This window comes from Microcoleus sp. C2D2 (assembly GCF_036702495.1).
Classification (GTDB): Bacteria; Cyanobacteriota; Cyanobacteriia; order Cyanobacteriales; family Microcoleaceae; genus Microcoleus.
Genome location: NZ_JAUBTO010000090.1, coordinates 1 through 23,766, shown reverse-complemented (window position 1 = coordinate 23,766; position 23,766 = coordinate 1). Strand labels below are relative to the sequence as shown.

At 44.6% G+C, this 23,766-nt stretch carries 24 protein-coding genes; 9 read left to right on the top strand and 15 right to left on the bottom strand.

Annotation, left to right across the window (positions count from 1 at the left end):
- Positions 1–157 precede the first annotated feature (157 nt).
- A complete protein-coding gene (locus QUB61_RS24830) occupies positions 158–1,339 on the top strand; it encodes a hypothetical protein (RefSeq protein ID WP_333132766.1) in 1,182 nt (393 codons plus the stop codon).
- Positions 1,340–1,366: 27 nt separating this feature from the next.
- Here the strand turns inward: QUB61_RS24830 and QUB61_RS24825 are convergent, their stop codons facing one another.
- A complete protein-coding gene (locus tag QUB61_RS24825) occupies positions 1,367–2,659 on the bottom strand; it encodes a transposase (RefSeq protein WP_333132767.1) in 1,293 nt (430 codons plus the stop codon).
- 113 nt (positions 2,660–2,772) lie between these two features.
- Complete coding sequence (locus QUB61_RS24820) at positions 2,773–3,840, bottom strand: hypothetical protein (RefSeq protein ID WP_333132768.1); 1,068 nt, start codon at positions 3,838–3,840, stop codon at positions 2,773–2,775.
- A gap of 333 nt (positions 3,841–4,173) precedes the next feature.
- On the opposite strand from QUB61_RS24820, the gene QUB61_RS24815 reads away from it, so the two are divergent.
- The 3 genes from QUB61_RS24815 (at position 4,174) to QUB61_RS24805 (ending at position 6,382) form a co-directional block, all read left to right on the top strand.
- Positions 4,174–4,605 (top strand): helix-turn-helix transcriptional regulator, encoded by a 432-nt coding sequence (locus tag QUB61_RS24815; protein WP_333103620.1) that lies wholly within the window; start codon positions 4,174–4,176, stop codon positions 4,603–4,605.
- A gap of 128 nt (positions 4,606–4,733) precedes the next feature.
- Positions 4,734–5,429 carry a hypothetical protein gene (locus QUB61_RS24810; protein ID WP_333132769.1) on the top strand — a complete coding sequence of 232 codons (696 nt, stop codon included), beginning with the start codon at positions 4,734–4,736 and terminating at the stop codon, positions 5,427–5,429.
- Between the two features lie 275 nt (positions 5,430–5,704).
- Positions 5,705–6,382 (top strand): response regulator transcription factor, encoded by a 678-nt coding sequence (locus QUB61_RS24805; protein ID WP_333132770.1) that lies wholly within the window; start codon positions 5,705–5,707, stop codon positions 6,380–6,382.
- 345 nt (positions 6,383–6,727) lie between these two features.
- On the opposite strand, the gene QUB61_RS24800 is transcribed toward QUB61_RS24805, so the two are convergent.
- From QUB61_RS24800 to QUB61_RS24790, 3 genes are read right to left on the bottom strand one after another with little or no spacing between them, the layout of a single operon-like run.
- On the bottom strand, positions 6,728–7,891 hold the full coding sequence (locus QUB61_RS24800; RefSeq protein WP_333132771.1) for a hybrid sensor histidine kinase/response regulator: 1,164 nt from the start codon (positions 7,889–7,891) through the stop codon (positions 6,728–6,730).
- Entirely contained in the window at positions 7,888–8,688 is an 801-nt protein-coding gene (locus QUB61_RS24795) for a type IV secretory system conjugative DNA transfer family protein (protein WP_445300279.1), read from the bottom strand. Before QUB61_RS24795 ends, QUB61_RS24800 begins: the two co-directional genes overlap by 4 nt.
- Before the next feature lie 48 nt (positions 8,689–8,736).
- Positions 8,737–9,822 (bottom strand): type IV secretory system conjugative DNA transfer family protein, encoded by a 1,086-nt coding sequence (locus QUB61_RS24790; RefSeq protein ID WP_333132773.1) that lies wholly within the window; start codon positions 9,820–9,822, stop codon positions 8,737–8,739.
- Between the two features lie 82 nt (positions 9,823–9,904).
- On the opposite strand from QUB61_RS24790, the gene QUB61_RS24785 reads away from it, so the two are divergent.
- On the top strand, positions 9,905–10,969 hold the full coding sequence (locus QUB61_RS24785) for a DUF5895 domain-containing protein (RefSeq protein ID WP_333132774.1): 1,065 nt from the start codon (positions 9,905–9,907) through the stop codon (positions 10,967–10,969).
- 3 nt (positions 10,970–10,972) lie between these two features.
- On the opposite strand, the gene QUB61_RS24780 is transcribed toward QUB61_RS24785, so the two are convergent.
- The 3 genes from QUB61_RS24780 to QUB61_RS24770 form a co-directional block, all read right to left on the bottom strand.
- Positions 10,973–11,611: a hypothetical protein gene (locus tag QUB61_RS24780; protein ID WP_333132775.1), complete on the bottom strand. Its 639-nt coding sequence runs from the start codon at positions 11,609–11,611 to the stop codon at positions 10,973–10,975.
- Positions 11,612–12,140: 529 nt separating this feature from the next.
- On the bottom strand, positions 12,141–14,339 hold the full coding sequence (locus QUB61_RS24775) for a hypothetical protein (protein ID WP_333132776.1): 2,199 nt from the start codon (positions 14,337–14,339) through the stop codon (positions 12,141–12,143).
- The gene (locus QUB61_RS24770) at positions 14,332–14,553 is read right to left on the bottom strand and encodes a hypothetical protein (protein WP_333132777.1); all 222 of its coding nucleotides are present in this window, start codon (positions 14,551–14,553) and stop codon (positions 14,332–14,334) included. Before QUB61_RS24770 ends, QUB61_RS24775 begins: the two co-directional genes overlap by 8 nt.
- Positions 14,554–14,676: 123 nt before the next feature.
- On the opposite strand from QUB61_RS24770, the gene QUB61_RS24765 reads away from it, so the two are divergent.
- Both QUB61_RS24765 and QUB61_RS24760 read left to right on the top strand, forming a co-directional pair.
- A complete protein-coding gene (locus QUB61_RS24765) occupies positions 14,677–14,913 on the top strand; it encodes an element excision factor XisI family protein (protein ID WP_333132778.1) in 237 nt (78 codons plus the stop codon).
- Positions 14,914–15,133: 220 nt separating this feature from the next.
- Positions 15,134–16,606: a hypothetical protein gene (locus tag QUB61_RS24760; RefSeq protein WP_333132779.1), complete on the top strand. Its 1,473-nt coding sequence runs from the start codon at positions 15,134–15,136 to the stop codon at positions 16,604–16,606.
- Positions 16,607–16,798: 192 nt separating this feature from the next.
- Here QUB61_RS24760 and QUB61_RS24755 read toward each other — a convergent pair whose 3' ends face one another.
- The 3 genes from QUB61_RS24755 to QUB61_RS24745 all read right to left on the bottom strand — a co-directional run bounded on the left by QUB61_RS24755 (position 16,799) and on the right by QUB61_RS24745 (position 18,078).
- Positions 16,799–17,152, bottom strand: coding sequence for a hypothetical protein (locus tag QUB61_RS24755; RefSeq protein WP_333132780.1), 354 nt, complete (start codon positions 17,150–17,152; stop codon positions 16,799–16,801).
- Positions 17,149–17,484 carry a DUF5674 family protein gene (locus tag QUB61_RS24750; RefSeq protein ID WP_333132781.1) on the bottom strand — a complete coding sequence of 112 codons (336 nt, stop codon included), beginning with the start codon at positions 17,482–17,484 and terminating at the stop codon, positions 17,149–17,151. The genes QUB61_RS24755 and QUB61_RS24750 overlap by 4 nt, the downstream gene beginning before the upstream one ends.
- A gap of 156 nt (positions 17,485–17,640) precedes the next feature.
- The gene (locus tag QUB61_RS24745) at positions 17,641–18,078 is read right to left on the bottom strand and encodes a hypothetical protein (RefSeq protein WP_333132782.1); all 438 of its coding nucleotides are present in this window, start codon (positions 18,076–18,078) and stop codon (positions 17,641–17,643) included.
- A gap of 349 nt (positions 18,079–18,427) precedes the next feature.
- On the opposite strand from QUB61_RS24745, the gene QUB61_RS24740 reads away from it, so the two are divergent.
- A complete protein-coding gene (locus QUB61_RS24740; RefSeq protein ID WP_333132783.1) occupies positions 18,428–20,386 on the top strand; it encodes a bifunctional 3'-5' exonuclease/DNA polymerase in 1,959 nt (652 codons plus the stop codon).
- 112 nt (positions 20,387–20,498) lie between these two features.
- Here QUB61_RS24740 and QUB61_RS24735 read toward each other — a convergent pair whose 3' ends face one another.
- From QUB61_RS24735 to QUB61_RS24720, 4 genes are read right to left on the bottom strand one after another with little or no spacing between them, the layout of a single operon-like run.
- Positions 20,499–21,935, bottom strand: a complete 1,437-nt coding sequence (locus QUB61_RS24735; protein ID WP_333132784.1) for an NCS2 family permease — start codon at positions 21,933–21,935, stop codon at positions 20,499–20,501.
- Between the two features lie 34 nt (positions 21,936–21,969).
- Positions 21,970–22,233, bottom strand: coding sequence for a hypothetical protein (locus QUB61_RS24730; protein WP_333132785.1), 264 nt, complete (start codon positions 22,231–22,233; stop codon positions 21,970–21,972).
- On the bottom strand, positions 22,169–22,474 hold the full coding sequence (locus QUB61_RS24725) for a hypothetical protein (protein WP_333190157.1): 306 nt from the start codon (positions 22,472–22,474) through the stop codon (positions 22,169–22,171). Before QUB61_RS24725 ends, QUB61_RS24730 begins: the two co-directional genes overlap by 65 nt.
- A gap of 6 nt (positions 22,475–22,480) precedes the next feature.
- A complete protein-coding gene (locus QUB61_RS24720) occupies positions 22,481–23,029 on the bottom strand; it encodes a Rieske 2Fe-2S domain-containing protein (protein ID WP_333190151.1) in 549 nt (182 codons plus the stop codon).
- Positions 23,030–23,164: 135 nt separating this feature from the next.
- Between QUB61_RS24720 and QUB61_RS40045 the strand changes: the two genes are divergently transcribed.
- Positions 23,165–23,419, top strand: coding sequence for a hypothetical protein (locus QUB61_RS40045; protein ID WP_445249306.1), 255 nt, complete (start codon positions 23,165–23,167; stop codon positions 23,417–23,419).
- The last annotated feature ends 347 nt before the right edge of the window (positions 23,420–23,766 follow it).

Sequence of the window (23,766 nt, the reverse complement as noted above, 5' to 3'; positions counted from 1 at the left end):
GCGGGGAATACAGTGTAGGTTTTTTCAAACAAAAAAGCTACACTGTATTCCCAATTTTTTTTACTGTTTTTATTAAACAAGACGCTGCTTGCATCAACATAGAATTGTGCGAACCGCTACTGCGGTTTTTAGGGGTGCATTTTTCGTACTTGTACTCATGAAAAACAAGCTTGTCTTGCCAATCATTGACTCCAAAATTAGAGAGTCAACGCTGTTACATTTCAGAAATCAACCCTATAAACAAAAGAAAAAGCAAGCTTTAATCCCCAACCTAAAACGAGATTTAAAGCATGGCTGGCTTTTAACAATTCTCGCACAAATAGACCGATGTTTATGGGGAAGGTGGGATTATTGGGCTTTGTGTCAAGCTGTCCCCGCTCATGCCTGGATGCGGTGGAAGATGGAGCCAATGCTAGCCATTCTGGAGAACAGAAAACCCGAAAACTTACCCAAATTTGTAATTGAGGAGACTTTGCCAGCAGAACCGATTCCCCAAATTGAATGGCAGCATTCTCCTACCGCAGAAGCCATGTTAGATAACACTCTCAATTGCATTCCTCAACATGGAGAATGGAAAACTTGGTCAGCTTGGGACTATTTGGAGTTTTTCTTGGACTGGGTTTTGTTCGCATTCGGACATCCAGCTTACAAGATTTTACCCAAAGAACCCGCCGGCTGTGAAGGTGCATCAATGCGTCTTTATCAGATGTTTGACCTGTCAATTCTTATGCTGTATCCTGAAGATTATATGGGCAGACTGCTACCCCAAATTTGCGGAAAGACTGCTCAAAAAAGTTCAGGATTTTATCCGACACCTTTAGCTTTGTGTCAGGTCATATCTAAGTTAGTCAGTGGTGATAAGACAGAGCGAATTTCCAGCTTCAATGAACCCGCTTGCGGTACGGGTGCTTTAATGTTAACACAGTCGAATTACTGTCTGAGCGGTATCGGTCAAGATATAGACCCTACTCTGTTAAAATGCGCTTTGTTTCAGTTTTATATGTTTTCACCTTGGCTGGCTGTTCCGATTTGGTGGTTGGGTCAAACTGATTTGCTCCTTGGCAATACTTTAAGTAGCGATCGACCCCAATCAATAAACGCTGCTTATTGGTACAATGAGTGGTTTGAGCCAGTCGAATCTCAGGCTAAAAATGATACTGATTATCCAGTCGAACATGAAATAAGTTCAGGAGAAAGCTCAGAAGTTATTGACTTGAATGAGAAGACATCAATTCACTCAATTCCAGTAGTTCAAGAAGTTGTTAAGGGCAAACGTCGGCCTAGAAAGACGACAACATCGCCTCACCAATTTACGCTGTTTAATTTGGACGATTTCTAGCCCAATAGCTGGTAAAAGTATAGTCATTTATTGCATGACATGGGAGGCGTTAAGTCCCTCCCCCTTCCCTTTCACTTTGAGCGGATCGACCCGCCTCGGCTGAACTACGCAGCTCCCTATCCCATTGCGGAACGCATTTGGGATTGCTTTTCTGAGGATATTGTACGCTGCATTCACATCGGAATTAATTAGCTGACCAGTCGATGTTTTGTACAAACCCCGCTTAATCCGCTTACCAGTAAACACAGGCTCTTTTTCGGTTTTTCCATAAACAGGAATTGGGTCTAAACCTAAAAAACTGGAGCGGGATGTGTAGGATTCTTCCTGCACAATTACTGTGATTCCCGCCAACCGAGCTTTGTACTCCAACATTTCAATTAATCGAGAGTGAGGAATACTAACAAAGTTTTGATTGTTTTTCTTCCCTAACTCGATTTCTGTTTTCCACTGCGCGTTCTTGCCAATTACTAGCGTCCCAATCTGCTTGGTGAGCAAAAGGTTAATAATTAGACGGCTAGCATGATGTAAGTAATTGTCAACTTTTTGATGGCGACAGCGAGTTAAGCGCTGAATGCAGGGCGAAGTTTTGCGATTCCCTTTGAACTGGGATTGCAATCGTGCTTTCCGCTTGTTGTAAAACTGGTTAATCGATTTCAATGGTCGCCCGTTAATCAACAAAGGGATAAATCCCGGTTGATTTGAAGTTAACGCCACTAAATTATCCAGCCCCAAATCAATACTAGCTACAGAGTTGGCATTGCTGATGGTGGACTCCGGTTCACTTCGACTACGCTCAGTACAAGCATCATAAATTACCTCAATCACATAGGAATCACATTTCGGAACCAGTCTAACTTGACAAATCTGGTTGGGATTGAGTTGGGTTTTAATTGAAAGTTCAGTGCCGGAAAGTTTAATGACTCCTTTCTTCAACTGTTGGCTGCTAATTGCTTGAATCGTGTAGACGAGAAGGTTTCGCCCTTTAGTCTTATCTTTGTACTTTGGCAATTTTGGGCTACCCGTGAATTTTGAAGAATCAACTTTGTAAGCTTTAACGGCTTCAAAAAACGATTTCCAATTCTTGTCTAGCACCATCAAGATTTGCTGACTTACTTTAGCAGGCAAAGCCTTATATGCTTCGTGAGACTTCATCAATCGGTTCATTTCGTTATAACTGACATAACCCCATCCATAAATAAAGCTCTGACGAATGACGTAATTGGCGGCATTGTAGAGGTTTTTGGACTTGAAAGCTAGTTCGTCAATTTGGGCGAAACGGTGTTCCGTTGATTTAATGATGTGCCTCTCTGTTAGTTGCATTTGAGACTTGCGTTTTTTGGGCTATGCGTATTCCTTGTTCAACACTCACAACAATATAATACCATTATTGTTTATAATTGCTTATAAACTCAATGAAGTTTTACAATACGTACCTAATTCTCACTTGTGGCGGCGGGCGTAATGTTATGATTAGGCTGGACTTCAGAAGCAAAACTGATTGTAGAAACTGCTGCTTTGAGGACTTGTTCCGCCCAATCTGCTACAGCCAGCCCTTGAGTTTTAGCCGCATCTTGCATCTGGGCTTGCAGGTGTATCGGGAGCTGTAGAGTTAAGGTAAAAGTATCTCGTTGGGCTCGTTTTGCCTTTTTGACTAACTCTGGCTCGATCCATCGATCGAGCCACAATTTACATTTAGATCCTCGTTCGTTACCATCTTTCTCAATAAAGCTTAGTTTGCCTAGCTTTTGACAATAAAAACTGTGAGGGTCGTCTTGAACAGGCTCAAAACTGCAATGATAGCAATTCCAGCAGCTTCGGCATTGAGTTTCTGTCTGACTGGATGTTGCTCCCAATCCCTCAGCATTCTCTTGAGTGGCTGCTGAAATCTCACGGTTTGACGATGGATGATTGGCCCAAAGAGTTCGTTGGTTTTTGGAACTGTTCTCGTTGTTAGACTTATTCCTCGAATTTTTTTTCTGGTGTTCTTCAACAACTCGGGCAACGTGAAAAGCCGTAAGTTTGCCGTTAGGAGCAGTAGAAACGGCTTGGGCCCAAGCCCTAGGCTGCTCTTGGGAGGGTAGTGCTGTTAGAGGGCGAACTTGGCGCTCATTGGCGGGAAGGATTTGTGCGCCATGGCGCACATTTTCATAGACGGTTGCCGCTTCAATCAGTTGGTAGGCCCAGCGACGAGACATTTCCCACCGATTAGTGCAATAGTCTTCAAAAGTCGAGAAACCTTGTCGGTAGAGGCGGCGATCCCGGATATGGCGCAAAGCTTGCCCTATTTCCCAGAAAGCTTTCAAGCTCCGTTCGACTTTCGCTTCCAAGCTGCTTAATTCTAATGCTTCAGCATCAGTGAGCGTACTGCTCTGGGCAGACAAATCTTTAGCGTCGGCTTTGTTTAGCTGGCAGTCCTGTGCAACTCTGGCAGTGAGTTCAGCGCTGCGAACAACAGAGAAGTTATGTGCATCAGAACCGGGAACTGTGTTGGAGGATGACATTGATGTTCCGTCCGTTTTGCGCGGTGCAAGATTAAGTATTGCATAATGCAAGGGTGGTGGCATAATCGATTTAGGCTTTGATTGCTCAAAGTTTGTAGAAAGGGCGTAAAATACAGCAGGGGCAGTCAAAAATGAGATCGTCAAAAAATTGCTCAAACCTTGCAAGTACAAGGACTTTACCGTTAAATAGATGTATAGTGCCAGGTAATTTATCGGATCCTAGGTAATTTATCTGATTCTCGAAAGATCCTGTCTCAATCCCTCCCGTAGCGAAGAGGTTTCTATGTTACAAAAAGTAAAATAGTGTACTGTAATAGCGTCAGGTAAGTACTTGTGACTGTTAGCTCTGTGTCTTCTCTTATACTCGATCGCCAAAAGCGGCTGACTCAGTTGATCGAGCTGCTGCTGAAAGAAGGCTGGACTCAAAGCGCTTTAGCGTCCGCTATCGGAGTAGATTTTTCAACAATATATCGGTGGTTAAAAGGAAAAACGATACCCGAATCCGATTCTAAGAACTTTCGGCAACTGGCAAAGTTAAGCGGTGGCAGTACCAAGACTCTGCAACTTTATTTGGATGGAGAAATATCCCTATCAGTTTATCAACGCGGTTTGGATGAGGTGGCGATCGGTCAGGTGAGTGGCAGCAAGAGGATAGGCTCTGAAAAAATTAAAAAAGAAGTTTTAGCAAAGATTTATTCCCTCGATCCAGATGATATTGCCGATATCATTTCTTCATCAGTAGCATTTTTAGCCAAACTTGTATAGTTGGTAACAAGCAGCCTGCACCCTTACGGTTTTCAGTTGAGAAGCCGGAAAAATCACTGTCTCATTCCCCACTCCCCCCCTGACTTCTGGCGATCGCCGCTATTGCTCAGCCTTTTATCCTCTGAGCAATGTACCTCCTTACTCTGTCCGACCTCAATCAAACTATTCATACTAGCCCACTACAAGAGCCACCTCTTGTTCCTTCCTATCTGCAAGAACGCTTGCAACTGCTTGTCAAGCAAATTTTAATGGGATTACCTGTCGAGCCAATTCTCAACAGTCACCCCCAGTTCCAGCAGTGGGTTTTCCAGCTCAAAGAACTAGCGCCATCACTGTTTTTACCGCAGCGAAAACTGTTTGTTGACATTCCAATTCAAACAAAACTAGACCGAACAAAAAGGGGAGTGACAGAAGAAAATTCTTCCCCTTCTCCTCCATTTAAAGTGATACAAGTCCGTGCAAATGTGGGTCTAGTCAAAGGGACGCCCAAACTATTTGAGTGGGCGATTCGCCATCCTGTACTGACTTGGCAAGACCGAGTTAAGTTATGGGTAGCTGCCGAATTCTTCGAGATCGAGCCTCACAAGCTACAACTGATTATTTTGGCACTGCACCCGACTCAACCAGCAAAAAAAGTTCAGTTTGCCTGGAACAGCAAGCAACACCGACAAACTCAAAATTGGCTTTTGACTACCATTGAACGAGAGACAGAACAAACAGTTATCAAGCTCAATGGTTATCTAGGAGCTCAACCAAAGGAAGTAGCAACAGCTATCAATTTGGATGAAATTAATTTGGATGAAGTCAACGAAGTGTCGATCTAATTTGTTCAGACTGTATGGGTCTCCTGAATTTGTGGTGAAAACGGTAGTGTGAGCCTCTCGCGCGGACTTTCCGGCTCGCATTACGAGAATTTTTATGCTCACCTAAAACTCAGGAGAACCGACTTTATTACCATCCTCCTATCGAGAGACATCCACCCTGTTGCCGACGAAATTGCCCAAAAATTAATACTTTTATTCTCTCCATAGGAGGATGACACTTTTTAATATGAGGAAAAACAATATAGAATGGATAAAATGTAGTAGGAATTTTAGCCGTGACTGCAATTACCGCCACCCAACCAAAAACAAGCCAACTAAAAACCATCCTCATAGTTGAAGATGACCCGATGATGCAGCTCGGTCTACAGCATATCCTCAATCGCCAACCCCATTTAACAGTAGTCGCCCAAGCTGTTAACGGCAACGAAGCCGTCAGTGCCGCGCTGCAACACCAACCAGACATCGTGCTGATGGACATTGACTTGCCCGGAATCGACGGTATTGCAGCCGCGCAGCAAATCAGAGCCGCACTGCCGCATACTCGCATCCTGATGCTCACCCACCACAGCAATCCAACTCAGGTAATGGCGGCTTTGTCAAGCGGCGCTCACGGCTACTGCGTTAAAGGCACTAACGCAGAACAACTTCTAGCAGCGATTACAACTGTGCAAGAAGGTGGCAGTTACCTAGACCATAAGATTGCCGACTGCGTGCTGCAAAATCTCAAAACGCCGCTATCCGATAGCTATGCGAATGACGATATCAAGCTGACTGAACGGGAAATGCAAGTTTTGCAGCAGCTAGTGGAGGGTAAAAGCAATAAACAAATCGCCGCTGGGCTAGGCATGAGCGTCCACACCGCCAAAGGTCATGTAGAGATGATTATAGCTAAATTTGAAGCGAGCGATCGCACCCAGGCAGCCGTTAAAGCACTGCGTTTGGGCCTGGTTTAGTCGTTAGAGTTAAGAAAGTGACATTTTCCTACACCTGTAACCGGGTTGCTAAACGGTTCAAAGATTAATGTTGCAGTTGCCATTGTTCCCAAAACTCCTAGGGTCTCTGCATATTCTAGAGTGACGGCAGTCGAACTGAAGGAAACGCTAATTTTGCGTATTTAAGAAGTGACATCGCAATCGAGATTAACTGTTCCTAGTGGGGGTAGCAGTTCTTCGAGATCATTTTTTGCTGGCGCGATTGTGAATAAATGGCGTCATAAGATTTCATTTCTAAAGTTTATCAAATAGGCGCTCGTATTTGATAAACTTTAGTTCTCAAAAATTACCGTCTCTGACAGCCTATCACTCTTCAAACTTTGGCAATGTCAACCAAAACCTCGCTCCTTTTCCCAATTCGCTATCAACGCCAATCTCTCCGCCGTGAGCCTCAACAATTTGCCTGCAAATGTAAAGTCCCAATCCCAACCCTTGCCTTAAACTAACTCCAACTCCCCTCGTATAAGGCTCGAATAATCTTGCACATTGCTGAGGAGAAATTCCTGCCCCATTGTCTGCAACCGTACAGCGAACCCTCTCACCTTCCTTTTTAGCTTCTACAGTCAAAATAAACCCAGACTGATTGTATTTAACAGCATTGTCGATCAGATTGCCAAACACCCGCCAGAGCTGCTGGGCATCAGCATTGACTAAAGGCAAATCGGCTGCAAAAAGCTGCTTAACCTTGACTCGATGCTGGTTGAGAATTGGTAATCTTTCAATAAGAATATTTTGGACTAAAGCAGGCAGCGACAGCGGCTTCATGGCTAAAGAAGCACTTTTCACATCCAACTGTTGTGTTGCTGTTAGTGACTCAATCAACTGAAGTTGGCGCAAACAACTTTGCACCATAACCTCCACAGTCCGCCTATCAATAACAATGTTGCTGCCAGCATCATTGAGGCGACTTCGCAGCAGTAGCGACATTCCTGATAGAGGCGATCGCAAATCGTGCGAAACAGCGTGCAACAGCATTCTTAAATTGGCTTCTGCTTGCTGTCTTTCTTGAATTTCCTGGCTGAGCTGAACATTTTGTGTAGCCAATTGCACGTTAGCGCAGCGAAGTTGTTGCTGTAAACGCTGCATTTTAAGTTGGGCAGATACCCGCGCTAACACTTCAACAGGCTCAAAAGGTTTTATAATATAGTCGGCACCGCCAGCCTCAAACCCTTTTACTTTGTCAAATACGTCATCTAAAGCGCTGATAAAAATTATAGGGATATCACAAGTAGCTTCAGATGCTTTAAGTTGACGGCAGACTTCATAACCATCCATACCGGGCATTTTTATGTCGAGCAAAATCAAGTCTGGCGCTTGCAACTCTACTGCTTTTAAAGCTCGCTGTCCACTAATCAACTTCCTGACTTTGTAACCGTTTTCAATTAGCAATTGAGAGAGTAGTTGAATGTTAGCGGGAATATCGTCAACAATCAAAATGTCAGCAAAAAATTGTTTAGTTTGCTCCATCATCTATCGCCACCAAAGGACAGAGTTTTGAGTTTTTTCCGAATATTGCCAACCGCTATTTTCCCAGCCGCGCTGTTCGCACCAGCAGCATTAACAGGCGACTTAACATCAGCCACAGTCACGGGTTCTTCTGGATCGTTCGGATGTGGCAGCAATTGGTAAGCGAATCGAATCCGCTGATCCAGCTCTTCATCTATATTGAGCAGTTTACCCGTCTGCTGCTCTACTGATAAAGCTTTCGCCCGCCTTTCAAGCTGCGGTCTAATGCTGCTGTCCCACAGTTGTTCAGACTCTTTAGCTCGCTTTATGTCGCCGGGCCGTACCGGAATCTTGAGAGGGTAGGGAAATAAAGCTTCCGTCCCCGTTGCGTAGGCCGGTGAAGTGATGACGCACTTGCCTTGAGGAAACCTCAGAATTTCGTCAGGACTAATCAGCGGTTTCTTTTGCAACTGTTCGCTCCAGTTGACAGAACGGCTCGTTTGCTGCCCCGTCGAGCTGCCGGTCGATCGATTTTTTACCAGCACTTCCACTTCCCCGTACCGCTTAGAATATTTCTCGGCTGTCTCAAAATCGCCGGGGTTGAAGAGGACGTGAGTTGACAGAGCACTGGCGATCGCAGCCCCTTTTTTATCCCCATAGAGATTATAGAGTTGATTGAGCGATTGAATGCCAACAATCGGTACGCCGCCAGCAGAACGATATTCGTTAGCCCACTGATCCATTCTGTCGAACTTGAGAGACGGAAACTCGTCTAAGCAGTACAAAAATGGGTCAGAACGTACCCGACTCAAATTAGACACCACACATAAGTGAATAGCAGCAGCTAACAGCGGCCCCACTACAGTGCGTCACTTGTTATTTAATTTGAAAATAATGCACTTTTTGCCTTCTAAAGCAATCGGAATGGTGCTGCGACCAATAAATGCCCGCAGCAAATCTTTTTGGATGAAACTGGAGTAGGTTGCCTCTGCGGTTGCCTTAATGCCCGCCACAGTTTTTTCAGCATCTTTTGAACTTAATAACTGCGAAAAACTAGAGGCAATCCACCTGTCCATTTTGAGGGGATGACCGTCGGGTCGGTGAACGGCGTGGTCGATGCGCTTGACCAAATCTGGGAGTTGAATAATTGCGTACACAAAAGCTAAATCCGGGTAAGGACTGCTTTTTGCCAACTGCACTAAACCCTTCGCCATCAACTCGCCTGCTTTCTCAAAAAACTCATTGCCTTTACTCTCCCCCGGACTAGCATTTCGGGCAATAACTTGTCCAATTTCTGCTGCCATTACTGCATCTTGTGCATCTCTCATAAAATCCAGAGGATTGATAGTGCCGCTGTAAGCTTCCCCTGGCGCAAACACTTGCACATCATAGCCGTAGCGCACTGCAAGGGGTGCAAGCAGTTTCATCTGGTCTCCTTTTTTGTCGTAAATAATGGCAGGAAAACCTTGCTGGAATGCACTTTCAACCATGCGGTCAATGACGCTGAATGTTTTGCCAGAACCCGGAGCACCAATGACCAAAGTTCCGCGTTCTGCGTGGGGAAACCAAACCGTCGGATTTGCACCTAATAGCGTTTGCAATCGAGCACTCAATCCCTGACAACCTTTAAACCAATAAGTCGGCGTACCGCTCCACAAAGTAACGGGCTGTCGTTTTTTTTCTTTCATTTGCTTGAGGGCAGAGCCTGTGGCTGCCAATTTTTCAGCCGTCCCGCAGAGCCGCCCGGAGGTAATTTTACCCTTCCCATTTCCAACTAATTTGGAAGCAATAAGTAAGCCTGCCATTAGCCCTAACATTGCCAGTCCCTCTGGCTTCATAAACTGACCCAACAATCCGCCAAAATCTATGCTAGTTAACGAACGTTTAGGAGATTGAACTGCCATTGGTACTAAGGTAGCTTTGTTAATTTTAGGCAAAAATTGCAAATTGTTCATTTTTTTTACATCTTAAAAAACTAAATATTTCAGATAGCGGCTATCGCCTCAAGGGGGAGACCATGACAAAAATAGGTAAACAATGGTAAGAAGCAATAACGCGAAATCTCCCAGTAAGACAGTACAGAATTCTAGTGGAAAGTCCAACACGCAAAAGAACAAGAGTGCTGATTATTACGAGATAGATCCGGAGCTATTCAACAGTGAATACAACCAAACTCGCAAGCCCTCTTTGCCCTATGGAATCGTGATTAACGATAACCCAGCAGGTATTTTGCTCCCGAACGACCAGCTTGTCAAAGCGGAATGGCACGTAATGCCTAATGTTGAGGAATTGACAACGGTCGAACTAAGCGAAGAAGTGACCGGCTTACTGCTCCCAAAAGCGAGAATGTTGGTATTAGCTTTTGTGCCTGAGTACATCCGCTACAAAGATATTGAAGAAAATGGAGAATTAGCAGGTAGTTTTATTGGGCTTTACGACGAATATCGCGATTCCCTCGATAAAAAGACGCAGGAAGTGTGTTCCGAACACGCTCTCATCTTTCTAAATCCCAAAAACCAACCCCTGCATCAGGTACCGATTGTCGTCCGCTTCAAGAATGTAGCCCTCTGGAGTTTCAAGAGCGCCAGAGAAGAATTTTACCGCAATTTGGAACGGGCCTTTGCTGATTGCTTTGGGAGAGATTACAGCGGTAAAAATGACAAGTGGCGCTCTTTGGGAGTGTTGAATATCGAGTTTAGAGCTCTGAAAGAAGGGGAGGGCAAAAATAAATCCTTTTGCAGCAAAACTCACAGCATTACTCAACCAACTGATGCTAATTTTCACAAGCTATTTCTCGGTCAAAAACCACAAAAGAAATTGATTTGGGGACTGCACAATAGCATTGCTGGCTTCATTGAGGCTAGCGATGCCCAGTTGCCAGCTATAGCTGCTGGTGCGGAACCTGAAGTCCAGGCGTTGCCAGAAAGCGTAACTAACCGCAAAGGTCGAGGTAAATTGTCGCCCCCTCGCAAAATTGCACAAGTTGAAGGAGGAACCGACTCAGAATTAGAGGAGTTAGATGAATTTTCCGAGGCGGCTGAGGTTGAAGTTGAGGTGGATTCAGAAGAAGATTTTGACTTCGATGAACCCGCCCTCTACTAAAGACTAACCATCTTTGAAAAGCTGGCTATCAGCAAGTTGATAGGTAAGGCCGTCGTAGCAAAATTGAAGCTGGCGGCGGCCTTCTTTGGAAAGCTGATTCACTCCTAGACAAGGCAAACCCTCGTGCGAGGAACTGTCAGCCTTAAACAAAGGAGTTTTCGGCGGTTTATGGGGGTCGAGATAAGCTGCAAATACTTCTGTTGGCATTTGACTTGAATCATTAGGAATTAAGTAGCCAACATAAAGGCAGCCTTTTGTGCCGCACAGAGCGGAATTATTGAAATCATAAAGGTTCAGCCGTCCTACCGAGCCATTAACTTGCCACACTCGCATTCTCTTAATCGCTTCCGCCGCTGCACTTTGCCCAGCCACTACTTTGAGTTCTGGAAGGCTGCTGTGTTCCTTTACGATTAGGGTTAAAGTTTCTTTTGGAGTGACTCGCAAAGCTTGTTGCCAAGAAGCTGGTGCGGTTGTTGCTGAACTAGAATTCGTGCAAGCAACTGTCCCCAATAATAGCGACAGGGCGGTAAAAACTGTCAAACCAATGCGAAACCAGTAACCAAGTTGATTTAACCAAACCGGGGGGTTGACAATCTTTTGGGTGCCTGCTGTTTGTTGTTTAACTCTATTTTGTTTAACCATTTGTTACTCCCATCCTACAAAATAAAAGAAAAAACAGGACAATAAAGCAGAAGAAAAAGACAATAAAATAGAGATTGTTTTGCTGAACTAAGCTGTTGTATGTCTAAATCTTACAGTCAATTTTTATGACTGACTTCGTGGAATACAAAACGACTCTACAATTTATATCGTGCACAGCTTAGAAGTCATATCTAATCCGTTGACATCGGAATTATTATCTCTCTCTTCTCTTTCTCTGTGTCCTCTGTGCCCTCTGTGGTTTAATCATTCGGGAGCATCTCAATGAAAGCAGCCAAGCCCAAAATTAGAGTTAGGAGCCAGGAGCCAGGAGTCAGGAGGAAAGAGTCAGAAGGAAGGAGCGAGAAGAAGTGTTTTTACCAATATGAGATGCTCCCAATTATTCCGATACAACCGGAATTGATATCAGTGCTATAAAATCACTGCTTTCAGCAATTAAAAACGTCCTGATTGCGGAGAAGGTTGTTAGAGTTGTTAATACCTTGCTTTTCCACCTCCTCTTTCCCCTGGTTCAATGGGAGAGCGCAGCCGTGCCAAGAGTAACTGCTATCCCCAAACCGATTAGTATCAAAAAAGTTTGCTGCTTTTGCTTATGAAAAAGTCGAATTAAAAACCACAATCCCACCAAAAAAGAGCTGAGGAAGGGCGCAACCTTAATACTCCAACTAGCATTTAAAGTAATGCCGGAGCCGACCGAGTTGCTGATGCCATTGCTGTCACCAGAATTAGCTTGGCAATTGTCGCTGGTATTGTGGTTATAAAGCTCTCGAACTTTTTCCCCGTACTGTTTGAGAGAGTAGCCGCCTAAAATGTTGGAATAGCTGGCATCAATTTTACTGCCAGAACCCCCAAAGTGTTTTTGCGCTACTCGCTCAATTAAGCGATCGCCCTTGAATACCTGCCCAGTTTTAGGGTCAATTTCCTGTTGGCTGCTGACTAAGTTCTCAGCTAGAGAATTTTGCAAGACTTTATCCTGAACAGCAGGAGGAAAATATTGGAAGAGTTCCTCTCTTGTAGGGTTTTGGCCTTTGTTGACGTTCAGGATAAAGTTAGCCCCCCCTGGAATTGAACTGACAGCACGCTGCACGTCTTCCCGGTAACTCATCAACTGATAGCGACCGATCGCCCGCCCGCAGTTGCGAGCTCCTTCAGTACAAACCATCTCCCCAATGGCTTTGTAGTCGGCACTGGCTGCATTTTCCAAATTGGTGATTCCTTCAGAAAGTTTCGCTAACGCCTCCCCTAATGAAGCCACATCCACACCGCTAACGTAAGTCGCGGGGCGCGCGCACTCTCGCTTCGATTCAGGTAGAGGCTGAGTTGGTAAAGTGTTTTCTTTAGCTTGATTGGAACTCAGTGGCTTTGAAGGTTTTGTTTCGGATACTACGCCTTTTGAACGCGAAATACTGTTAGAAGAACCGCCCTCCAATCGACCGACAAACATAGGCGAATTAACGCTGTAACTGAGAAACGGAACCGGGCCAATAATGTAAGGCGATTTGCCGCAGGGCAAACTAAACCTGAAGTACAGAGCCGTGTCAACAGTATCGCTGGTTTCTGACGGTTCCATTACCACTACTTTAAACACTTCCCCAAAAGGATGCCGGCCCGTCGGTTCCCAACCGGTCAAACAGCCAGAACCGCCTCGCACTTCCTGGTATTTGCCGCTAATCCACTGCTTGCCTTCTAGCGGCCCTGTGGCGCGGCGACCGGCGTTTTCCATGTCGTCGAGTTCGATATAAGCGCAATCTTTCTCGCACGCTACCGCAAATCCTTCTACATCAGAACCGGAAATTGTGTTATTGCGCTTGCTCTCGTACCGACTGTAAATCATGTCAATTCGCATGATTGTGCTGCCAATGGACGCAATAGGAACCGGAAAGCTAGAAAGCGGGACTTGACTCAGCAGCGGAATATTGCTGATGAGTTCCTCTGACCAGCCAGAGAACTGTTCTAAATTTACGCTATTAAGGTTGGGGATTTGGGCGATCGCAAACTCAGATAGGTCAATTTGGTTAAGTTTTGCCTGCGCTAGTTGCGGTACTTGTTTTATAGCTTGACCAATTGGTAATTTGCTGATGTTAGGGTTCACTCCGGCTATTTGAGAAGATAAAGAAGCAATTGGAGGAACATTGCTCAATTGAAATTGGCCCAGATTCGGGACAATTTCAGCCAAGTGACCGACAGTTTGCTTACCAGCTAAGGGAAATGCTGACAAGCTGATATTTTCTAAATTGATATCCCCTAGTGCCAATTGTTCAATTGCTTGCAAAGACAGAATTTCAGGTTTTACATCGTTGATGTCCCCCAGCTTCAAGATGTTGTCAACAGAAGTGCCGGCTTGCCAGCTTCGACCGCCAGAACTTCCCGAACTAGCAACCGCAGGCAGGGAACTAAAGGTAATCTGGTTCCAATCTGGCAGCAAAACTCTAGATTGTTCTTTTTCCCAAATTTTAGTAGGTAAGGGACTGGCGCTAGCAATTAATGGAAAGCTTAAGAAAGTAATGCAGATGAAAGCAAAAATTAGGCAGAGTGTACTGGCAGCTATTAAGGCAGAGCCTATCTGGCTTGATTTTTTTAACGGCTTGGGACTGTTCATGGAAATCCTCTTGATGTTAACTAAAATCGCGAAAAAGAAAGCTGCTCTATTTTTTCTGAGTTGATGCGTCCAGGACTGCATTTCTCGATCTTCGCTTTTTTCTTTAATCAAGCTCCAGTTCCAACTGTGGATTCGACCGGACTGCTGAATCTGTCCAAGGAGTATCTGCTAAGTTGGACAAATCATAAACATTTTCTTGGTAAGCGTCGTCAAAATTACCTTGACGAACTTCCCTAGGTGATGAGTAACCGACAGTCAAATCGGGTTGCGATTCGTAACCGGAGTTGTTATAGCCGGAATTAGGTTCGATCGATGAATTGTGCATGGTTTTTCTTAGTTTATGTGGTGAATAGTTTTAACTTAAATCGCATCTAGTTTTGGCAACTTCATCCCTGTGAGCGATTTCGTTCAGTAAAAATTACCCCCTCCATTTGGAGGGGGCAGCTCTATGAAAGCTGGGGGGGTGACAACCCCGTTAGAAGCTAGACAAGGTAAGGCGTTCTTGCTGCTAGACCCAATTCGCGAGCATTATCTTCTAATGAAAATGGGTTGGTATCAAGATAATCGCATCAAAAGCAATGTCATCCACGTTCGCCTGAAAGATGGAAAAATCTGGATTGAAGAAGACCGGACTGAGGACGGCATCGCAACCGATTTACTGCAAGCGGGGGTTAACAGCAGTTGACATTTTACCTAGATTTACCTATGTTTTAGTTACTAAATTCTCGGTAAATTGACGAACAGACTAATTAGCGTTGATGATTTCGATCAAAGAGAAGGTGTAACCTTTGAAAAAGACCTCGCCAGCGACGTTTCGGAAATAAAAGAAACTCATTGAAAAACTTGCCAATCCTGCGCGAAGCGATTAATATACTAGGATGCAACCACATTGAGAGGTCGAATCAATGGCTACCTTAACTTATTGTAAAGGCTTGCCCACGCCAGCAGATGAACTCAACGAACTTGGATTTACAGATTTCGAGATGTTCTTGGAAGCTTACGCCCCAATTTTCAGGGCTGCAAGTATTGAAACAGTCAACCACTTACTTTTAAGTACACAATTCAAGAAGTCCGACTGGAACACACACTTACAGCAAACCTACGGCATCAATAAGCGCCATGCAAATGGCGTAATCAGTGCGGCCAAAGGTCGTGTAGACGGGGCTAAAGAACACAGAATTTTACACACAAAGACTCTTGAAGGAAAGATTAAATCCATTAGTGCATGGCTCAAGAAAGCCGAACGTAAGTTGGCATTAGCCCGTAAATTTTATGCCAAGAAAAAATGGCATAATTCAAAGACAGGTTGTAATTTTCCCATAGCTTGCTCGCTCCAATACAAATCTACCAATTGGCAGAGTTTACGCTTTCAAATACACAATAAAAAGCGTAGACTGACCCTGTTAACGAATAGGATCGAACACTTAAGAGTCAAGCCAATCAAAGTCGTCGTCCCTCACGGTGATATTTTTGTCGTCGGCTCTAAAGACGAGTCTTTTGGCAATCAAGTCTCCCAGTGGAATGGGAATAAAATAACTTTTAGAGTCCCCAAGTGCTTAGAGTCACGATTTGGAAAAACTGTGTCTTCTGAGGTTGGTAATTTTGGTCGCAACATAAACAGGTTGCCAGAATGCGGGGCTAAGACCTGGCATTTCTACCGTAAGAGCGAAAAGTGGGTTATTGCCGTGCAATTTACTCCCAAGCCTGTGAATCAAGTTTCTAGAAATAGGATGTACGGTTGCATTGGTATCGATATGAATCCTGGTTCTATTGGGTGGGCGTATGTTGATACTGAAGGGAATCTCAAAGCCAAAGGGCAGATTCCATTACAGATGGGCTTACCGAATGGCAAGCAGCAGGCTCAGATTGTTTATGCCTGCTTGCAACTAGCAACAAAAGCCACGGAGTTTGAATGTCCCGTAATTTGTGAAGAACTTGATTTCTCAACAAAAAAGGAATCTCTAGGGGAGAAAGGTAGAAAGTATGCCCGGATGTTATCGGGTTGGGCGTATAGCGAGTTCTACAAACAACTCAGTTCTATTTTGTCGAATCGCGGAATTGAGTTAATTGCAGTCAATCCAGCTTATTCAAGTATTATCGGCTTGGTGAAATACCTAAAAATGTATGGCTTAGCCAGCGACGAATCGGCTGCACTGGTGATTGCTCGCAGGGCCATGAAATTAAGTGAAAAAATACCTCGCTCCTTAACCGCCTATTCCGAGATGAACCCGGAAAAGCACGTTTGGAGCGAGTGGAACCAACTGAATAAAAAGATCAAACGTTCGGCTGTAATATCACGTCGCTGTGATTATTATAGCGTTTCTAACTGGAGTTTCTTGGTCAACCTCGACACCGAGGAAGCGCAAGCACGCTTGTAAGAACGTTTAAAGCTTATACCGCAGAGCTTACCCAGGTTTACCTAGGTTTTTATAAGCGGTGTCTTGTGAAGATATTGTCCTCGCCTTTCATCCACCGCGTTTGCGTCCGCTTACGGAATTTGCAACTGCGTAACGCGATCGCTCTTAGAGAAAGTATCGCACATCGCGCATCAAGAGCGATCGCGCACTTGTCTAATTCGCAGCCAACAAACCCGACATATTTAGCACTTTTTCCGACCAAATCTTTACCTGTTCCCCAACTTTCATTCGTTGCTGAACGTCCGATCGAATCTCAGCCCAAGAATACTGCCAGCAAGCTAACTGAACCTGCAACTCAACTAACTCAGCAGCTATTTCTATCTCTGTATCGGCAGCAGTCCATTCAATAAACAGCTTGCTTTCTTGCAGTAAATCTTCAATTATTTCGCCATGAGCTGTATTTTGACAGCGGGATTTGATTCGCGCTAAATTTGATGCTAAATTTCCCAGGCGAACCGGCAGTTCGTCTCGCAAATAGCGTGACTTTAAAGCATTCCAATCTCTCATAACTCTCCTAATAGCCGTTGAACGATCTGAGCAACTCGATCTCGAATCATCGGATCTTGAATTTCCATCGAACGATTGTTTTGGCGGGGGCGGATATTGATGAGAGATTCATAACCTACTTCTTGTGTCAGCGGATACCAATCTGCTCCCCAAATATCTACTTGCTTGCTCCCATTTTCCAGCAATACAGCTTCGCAGTCAGCGTGAAGCTCTCCACCACCAGCTAAAATTCCCCGTTCGATATCCACTGCCAGTTTAATATAACTGCTCAGGATTTCCAACATTTCTTCAAGTTGCTCTTTGGTAGCACGCTCTTGTATCAGATTAATCATCTTTGTCTGCGCTTTCGATAAACTACTTTTTAAGTTACGTTAACTGTGCTTGCCTCAAAAGCAATTGCTTGCCCAACAATACAACATTTTTCACTGGATTTAGGAACATCAAATTGATGCTTGATAAGTATCATTGTAGAATAAATTTAGTTATATTTATCCACAACTCGGTAAATTACTGTCATATGCTAAATATTCTATCAAATAAAATGATGCACTTTCTATCTCCCAATCCACCCATTCTAATGGGTTTTCAAAAACACCTTCTAGTCCAAATAAGCTGACAGTTTTACCAACATTTGGAAAATCATCATCTATAACTGTTCTAGAGGTTTTTTCGAGAGGCTTGAAATCATGGCAGCCGGGAGGCTCTTCTACATATCCGGTTAATTGGCGTACCGATGTTTTGACTCCATCGAAAATTAGGTAAGATTTTGGCAGAAAAGTTATTTCATTTTGGGGATTAAGTGGATGATTTGGTAGCAAGCCGAGTTGACGGGTGGGAATGACAATTTTTGAATCGCGGATTAAAGGTCGATCTAAATTACAATTGGTGAAATAGAGTAGGTCAAAAAGATTGCTAATTACAGTCAATGAATTTTCTCCAAAGTAATCGTTTTTATGCTCGCTAGCGGGATTTGTAAAGTGCGCTCGCTTATAGGGTTTCCCTGAAAAATTTTATCTTGGATATAACATAAAAAAGGTTTTTTTACGTGCAGTTGGAGAGTTTTTGCTGCTGTCGTTTGCTGCCGCATCTGTTCCGATTTCAGGATTGTTAAGATTGCGATAATTGTCAGTTCGATTGACGGCGCGGATCTCGGGTTTACCCCAATTACTCCTGTTACTCATTATTTGGTCAAGATTGCGCTGCTTCAACTCGATCGAGTTTATTTTTTAAACCGCGATCGCGATCGCAGCTTTGAAAATTTTTGGCGATCGTGCAATGAAACCGCTAACTCCACAAGACATCCTCAAGCGTTACTCAAAACACCGGACAGGTATTGACAGCCCCGGCTCCTTTTACTCTCCTTTGGAAACGAAAGTAATGATGAGAGCTAATCCGCCCCTTAAGCCTGAAATATTAGCAGCTATTCCAACTATTTTAACCGATAAAAATCAAAAATCTCAGTTGCAAGCTACACTTAAAACTCCTTACCAACTAATCGATACTGCTTTCAATCTTGAAACAGCCCTTCAACCATTCCAACCAGCAAAAATCATCGGTATAGACTGCGAAACGACAGGGCTTGACCCCTACCAAGCCAAAATTAGATTGTTACAACTTGCCATTCCTGACCATCCAGTAATCATTGTAGATTTATGGGCAATTGAACCGACTTCCCTCGAACCATTACGCTTGCTCCTGGCCAGTCCTGCACTGAAGGTAGGTCACAACCTCAAATTTGAATGGCAAATGCTCGCTTTTGCCGGACTGGAACCATCGAAACCCTTTTTCGATACCTATTTAGCTTACCGAGTGCTGACGGCTGGACTAAAACGGCATCTGTCCCTAGAATCTGTCACTGAGAATTTGCTGAAAGTAAAGCTCGACAAAACGCAGCAACTTAGCGATTGGTCGGGAAACTTAACACTCGCTCAACTGCAATATGCTGCTACCGATGCTGCAATCTTACTCCCGCTGGCTGCTGCTCTGCAACAAAAACTGAAAGCTTCTAAGCTTTGGAAAACTGCTTTACTAGAGTTTGCCTGTCTGCCTGCGGTGGCTTCTATGGAACTCAACGGAATGCTTTTAGATAGAGAACAGTGGAGAGTTTTGGGAGTCAAGCTCTGTCATCAACGCGACTCTCTTTTAAAACAAATTAATTCGCAACTCCATCGACCTAATCCTCACCAACAAATCTCTCTGCTACCAGAATTTACGCATACAATTAATCCTCGCTCTCCCAAGCAAGTCTTAGCGGCTTTGCAAGAAAAAGGTATTCCTGTTACTTCCACTAGCTCTCAACATTTAATTCCTTTGCAAGGCGAGTATCCTGTTATTCAAGCACTGTTAGAATACCGCAGCTTATCTACTCGTATCGACACTTTTACTCTGGGTTTGCCAGAACACATTCACCCTATTACAGGGCGCATCCATCCCAATTGGTTTCAGATTGGTGCTAGATCGGGACGGTTTAGTTGTCGAGAACCAAATTTAACGAATATCCCCAGAGATAAGGAAACCCGACAGTGTTTTAAAGCTGCACCCGGTTACGTCCTGCTGAAAGCCGATTACAGCCAGATTGAACTGCGGATCATGGCGAAGGTTTCGGGCGATCGGACGATGGTCAAAGCTTACTCCAAAGGGGAAGATTTGCACTCTCTCACAGCTTCCTTGGTGCTAGCAAAACCCTTATCTGAAATTACTGTCGAAGACAGACAGCTCGGCAAAATCATTAACTTCGGTTTAATTTATGGCATGGGAGTTAGGAAATTTAAGAATATGGCTCAAGCAGAGCATGGAGTCATTTTAACGCTGCAACAAGCTTCACACTTTCGCAAGAAGTTTTTTGAATCCTATACAGGTATCAAACAATTTCACGGCAAAGTTCGGAGCGCCTGGAGCCGAGGTATCCGAGAAAGTCGCACAGTCTTAGGCAGAAGGAGATTATGGTCAAAAGATACTAAACCGTTGCTTAATGAGATGCTAAATAACCCAATTCAAGGAATGAGCGCTGACATTACTAAACTCGCTCTTGCTCTCATTTTTTCACCTCTAAGCTGCACGGATGCTAAACTGATTTGTGTGGTTCACGATGAAATTTTAATAGAGTGTCCTATCGAAGAAGTAAAGCCCGTTAAAGCCTTGCTTAAAAAATGTATGGTGAGAGCCGGGAATAAATTTCTCTCTCCGATTCCTTGCGAGGTAGAAATTAAAGTGATGGAAAGTTGGGGAGGATAAACCCGCCCGACCCCACGAAAATTTCCCTGATTGACATTGCTGCAAGATATCAGGGAGATCGAACTTGATATAAGTGATTCAAACCTAGCAGTTGGATCTCGCCTGAGCAGGCTCAGGCTGCTGAATGATGAAACCGCAGCGACATAAAGATGAACCGAATCACGAAGATACCCGCCACGATCCAAGTTCCCCCAGACACTTCCTTGGCTCTACCTTGGCAGGTTTTCACAATCGGATAGGCAATAAATCCGATCGACAACCCTTCCGCGATCGAATATGTTAATGGAGTCAGAAAAATCGTTAAAAAAGCTGGAATCACTTCCGACATATCATCCCAGGGAATTTCTTTCACCTCGGCCAACATCATCGCGCCAACAATCACCAGCGTCGGCGTCGTTGCAAAAGCCGGAATCGCTTTAAACACCGGAATGAAAAACAGCGACAGCGCAAATAATCCTGCCACAACTAAAGCGGTAAACCCTGTTCGACCGCCTTCGACAACGCCTGCGACCGATTCAACATAAGCCGTCACGCTCGACGTACCGAATATGGGAGCGATTGTGTTGCCAATGGCATCTGCCATCAGTGCTTTATTGGCACGTGGCAACTCGCCCGAAGGTCCGATATAACCAGCCCGCATTCCGACACCCGTTAACGTCCCGATGGTGTCAAAAATATCAACAAACAGAAACACAAATAGCACTGCAATCCAGTCAATAAAATTCTCGGAGTTCAGATTAGCAATTCCCAGAAATGCTTGACCAAAAATGTCTTTTGGCAGTGACGGCAGCGCAAAAAATCCTTGAGGTGGGGGTGAAACCTTGAACAGCCAAGCCCAAATAGCAGTTCCAAAAATTCCAAATAGTAACGCACCTCTGACGCGCCGCACCACCAATCCGGCTGTAATCGCTAAACCCGCCACAGCCAGTAGCGTGTTCGGTTCTGCTAAGCTACCAAACGCCGTTTTTGTGGCTGGATTTGCTACAATCAATCCGGCCCCCCCATTAACAACATCTCCTGACATCCCGATGTAGGCAATAAACAAGCCAATCCCACCTGCGGTTGCGTGCTTGAGCGACTTGGGAATTGCCGCGATCAATAACTTACGTACATCTGTCAACGTCAGAAGCATAAAAATTAATCCCTGAACAAACACGCATGACAGCGCCAACCGCCAATCGATTTTCAGTCCGATTACAACTGAAAAAGCAAAAAAGGCATTCGTTCCCATTCCAGGCGCGAGCCCGAACGGGTAGTTTGCTAAAATTGCCATGCAGAAGGTTCCAACTGCCGACGCCACAGCGGTTGCTACAGCCAATTGCGAAAACAAATCTCCAGGCTGTTGTAGAAAAATCGCGTTTGACAGAATAATCGGATTGACGACTAAGATGTATCCCATCGTCATGAACGTGGTGATACCCGCGAGCGTCTCTGTTCTGAAATTGGTTCTGTAGAAATCAAACTGAAAGAACTCTGCCAGTGCTGCTTGCCAACCTGTGTAGGATTGCTTTGGTGGAATTGGTTTTTGAAATTCTAAATCAGCGCTCATGGTTTGGACCTGCGAAATTTACTTGAGATAGGAGTTAGGCGGTAAACGATCGTCCTAGACCCAATGCTGCCAATCTTTTGCGATAGGCGATCGAGCTTTTATCCCCGGCAATGTGGACTTTATCTTGCAGCGCGCGAGGTAAATCTTCGGGATACTGTTCTTCAACAATGTCCTTATCTTCGCCAAACACTTGATGGTTAAAGTCCAGCGTGTCTTTCCGCGGTGCATGTTTGTCAAAATTGTGGCCTCTGGGCACTACCCAAGCGCGTTTTGCGGGCCCAAACCGGACAGGCAGCATTCAGGATGTGTAACTGCCCGTTCCCAAAGGTAACGCTTAACTTCGCTGTAAACGGCAGCCACACTTCAAACAATCGACGCCACTTAAACCCAGGCGGACTCAGATGCTTTAGATTGTGCGGATAGTTGCTCGCAGTGCTGACATCCCGCAGCGCGAAACCCGTGCGGTAGTCGCTCAACGGGATAATCTGGCACTTCTGGATTTTCGCCCTCGCCAAAGGATTCGGTGTGAACAAACACAAAATGACTCACATCCAGAAAGCCTTCGACTTGACGACCTGCGGCAGCTTCGTAAGCCACGCTGGCTGGCAGAACCTGAATATAGTCTGGATCTGGATCGTTCCATTCCTGAAGTATGGAAAATGCACCGAACCGTTATCCACGAGCCTTACCCACACTAAACCATAGCGTTCGGTGACAGCGTAGGTCGTCAATTTCAGCCCAGCGGGAATTGCGGCATCCGGTTGAGCGGGAATACCGGTGCATTGACCGCTTTTGTCGTAGCCGACGCTGTGATATTTGCATTGGAGTTCATCGTTCTCAACCCATCCCAAACTCAGAGGAGTACCGCGATGCAAACACAAATCCCGTGCTGCCACGATCGAGCTATCGGAAAGTCGAAACAGCACTCGACGTTCATCGAGCAGCTTTGCGGCAAACGGTCGATCCGTGACTTCATGCGAGAACGCGATCGGATACCAAAACGGCGCAAGGGCTTTCCAATCAGTTCCACTAAAGGTGCAGTTTCGAGGCAATACAAACGCAGAATTGCACGATCGTTCTTGTGTAGTGTGCATAATCCTGTATGCGAAATATCGTTGAAGCTTAAGATATTAGAAAGCTTACTTCTGTACGATTTACTACATACCCCTCTTCTGTCACTAAGCGGCAGAGTATAATAGAGCCAAATCTCTCAAACCACTGCTGGGTCTATGGTTAAGCCTCGCGAAGCTAATTCGACATTGAAATTGATTGATGAGTATTGTCGCTCTTACAGAAATCTGTTTTCAGAAGTCAGAAGCTTTGAAGCTTTTACACATCTTCATGCTGGTTTACTTTCTGATATTAAACGTAAGACACTACCAGCCATTGCAGAGATAATGGGGCTAGAAAATGCTCAAGGGTTGCATCACTTTCTTACCCCATCACGCCAGGGAGGCTTCTGCGTTGAGAAGGCAAAGGCTTGAATTAATCTTAAAAGTTGTTATTAAGCTTAAAACTTGTTAAAAAGAGAAAAATTTTTCTCATCATTGATTAAACAGGAGATCCAAAGAAGGGAAAAGCTACAGATTATGTAGCTAGACAATATTTAGGGCGACTTGGAAAAATTGACAATGGCATAGTGGCTGTGGTGAGCTATGGTCTAATTAGTCAAGGATTTTCAGGATTTACACATACAGCTTATTCTCCCCTAGAAAGAGAACAATCACGGTCGCTCAGAAATCCGACATCATTTAATGTTAAGTGAAATCAAAGAGCTGATTGACCCCGACAATCAATGGGAGAAACTTCAAAGTATAGGTCTGATAGAATC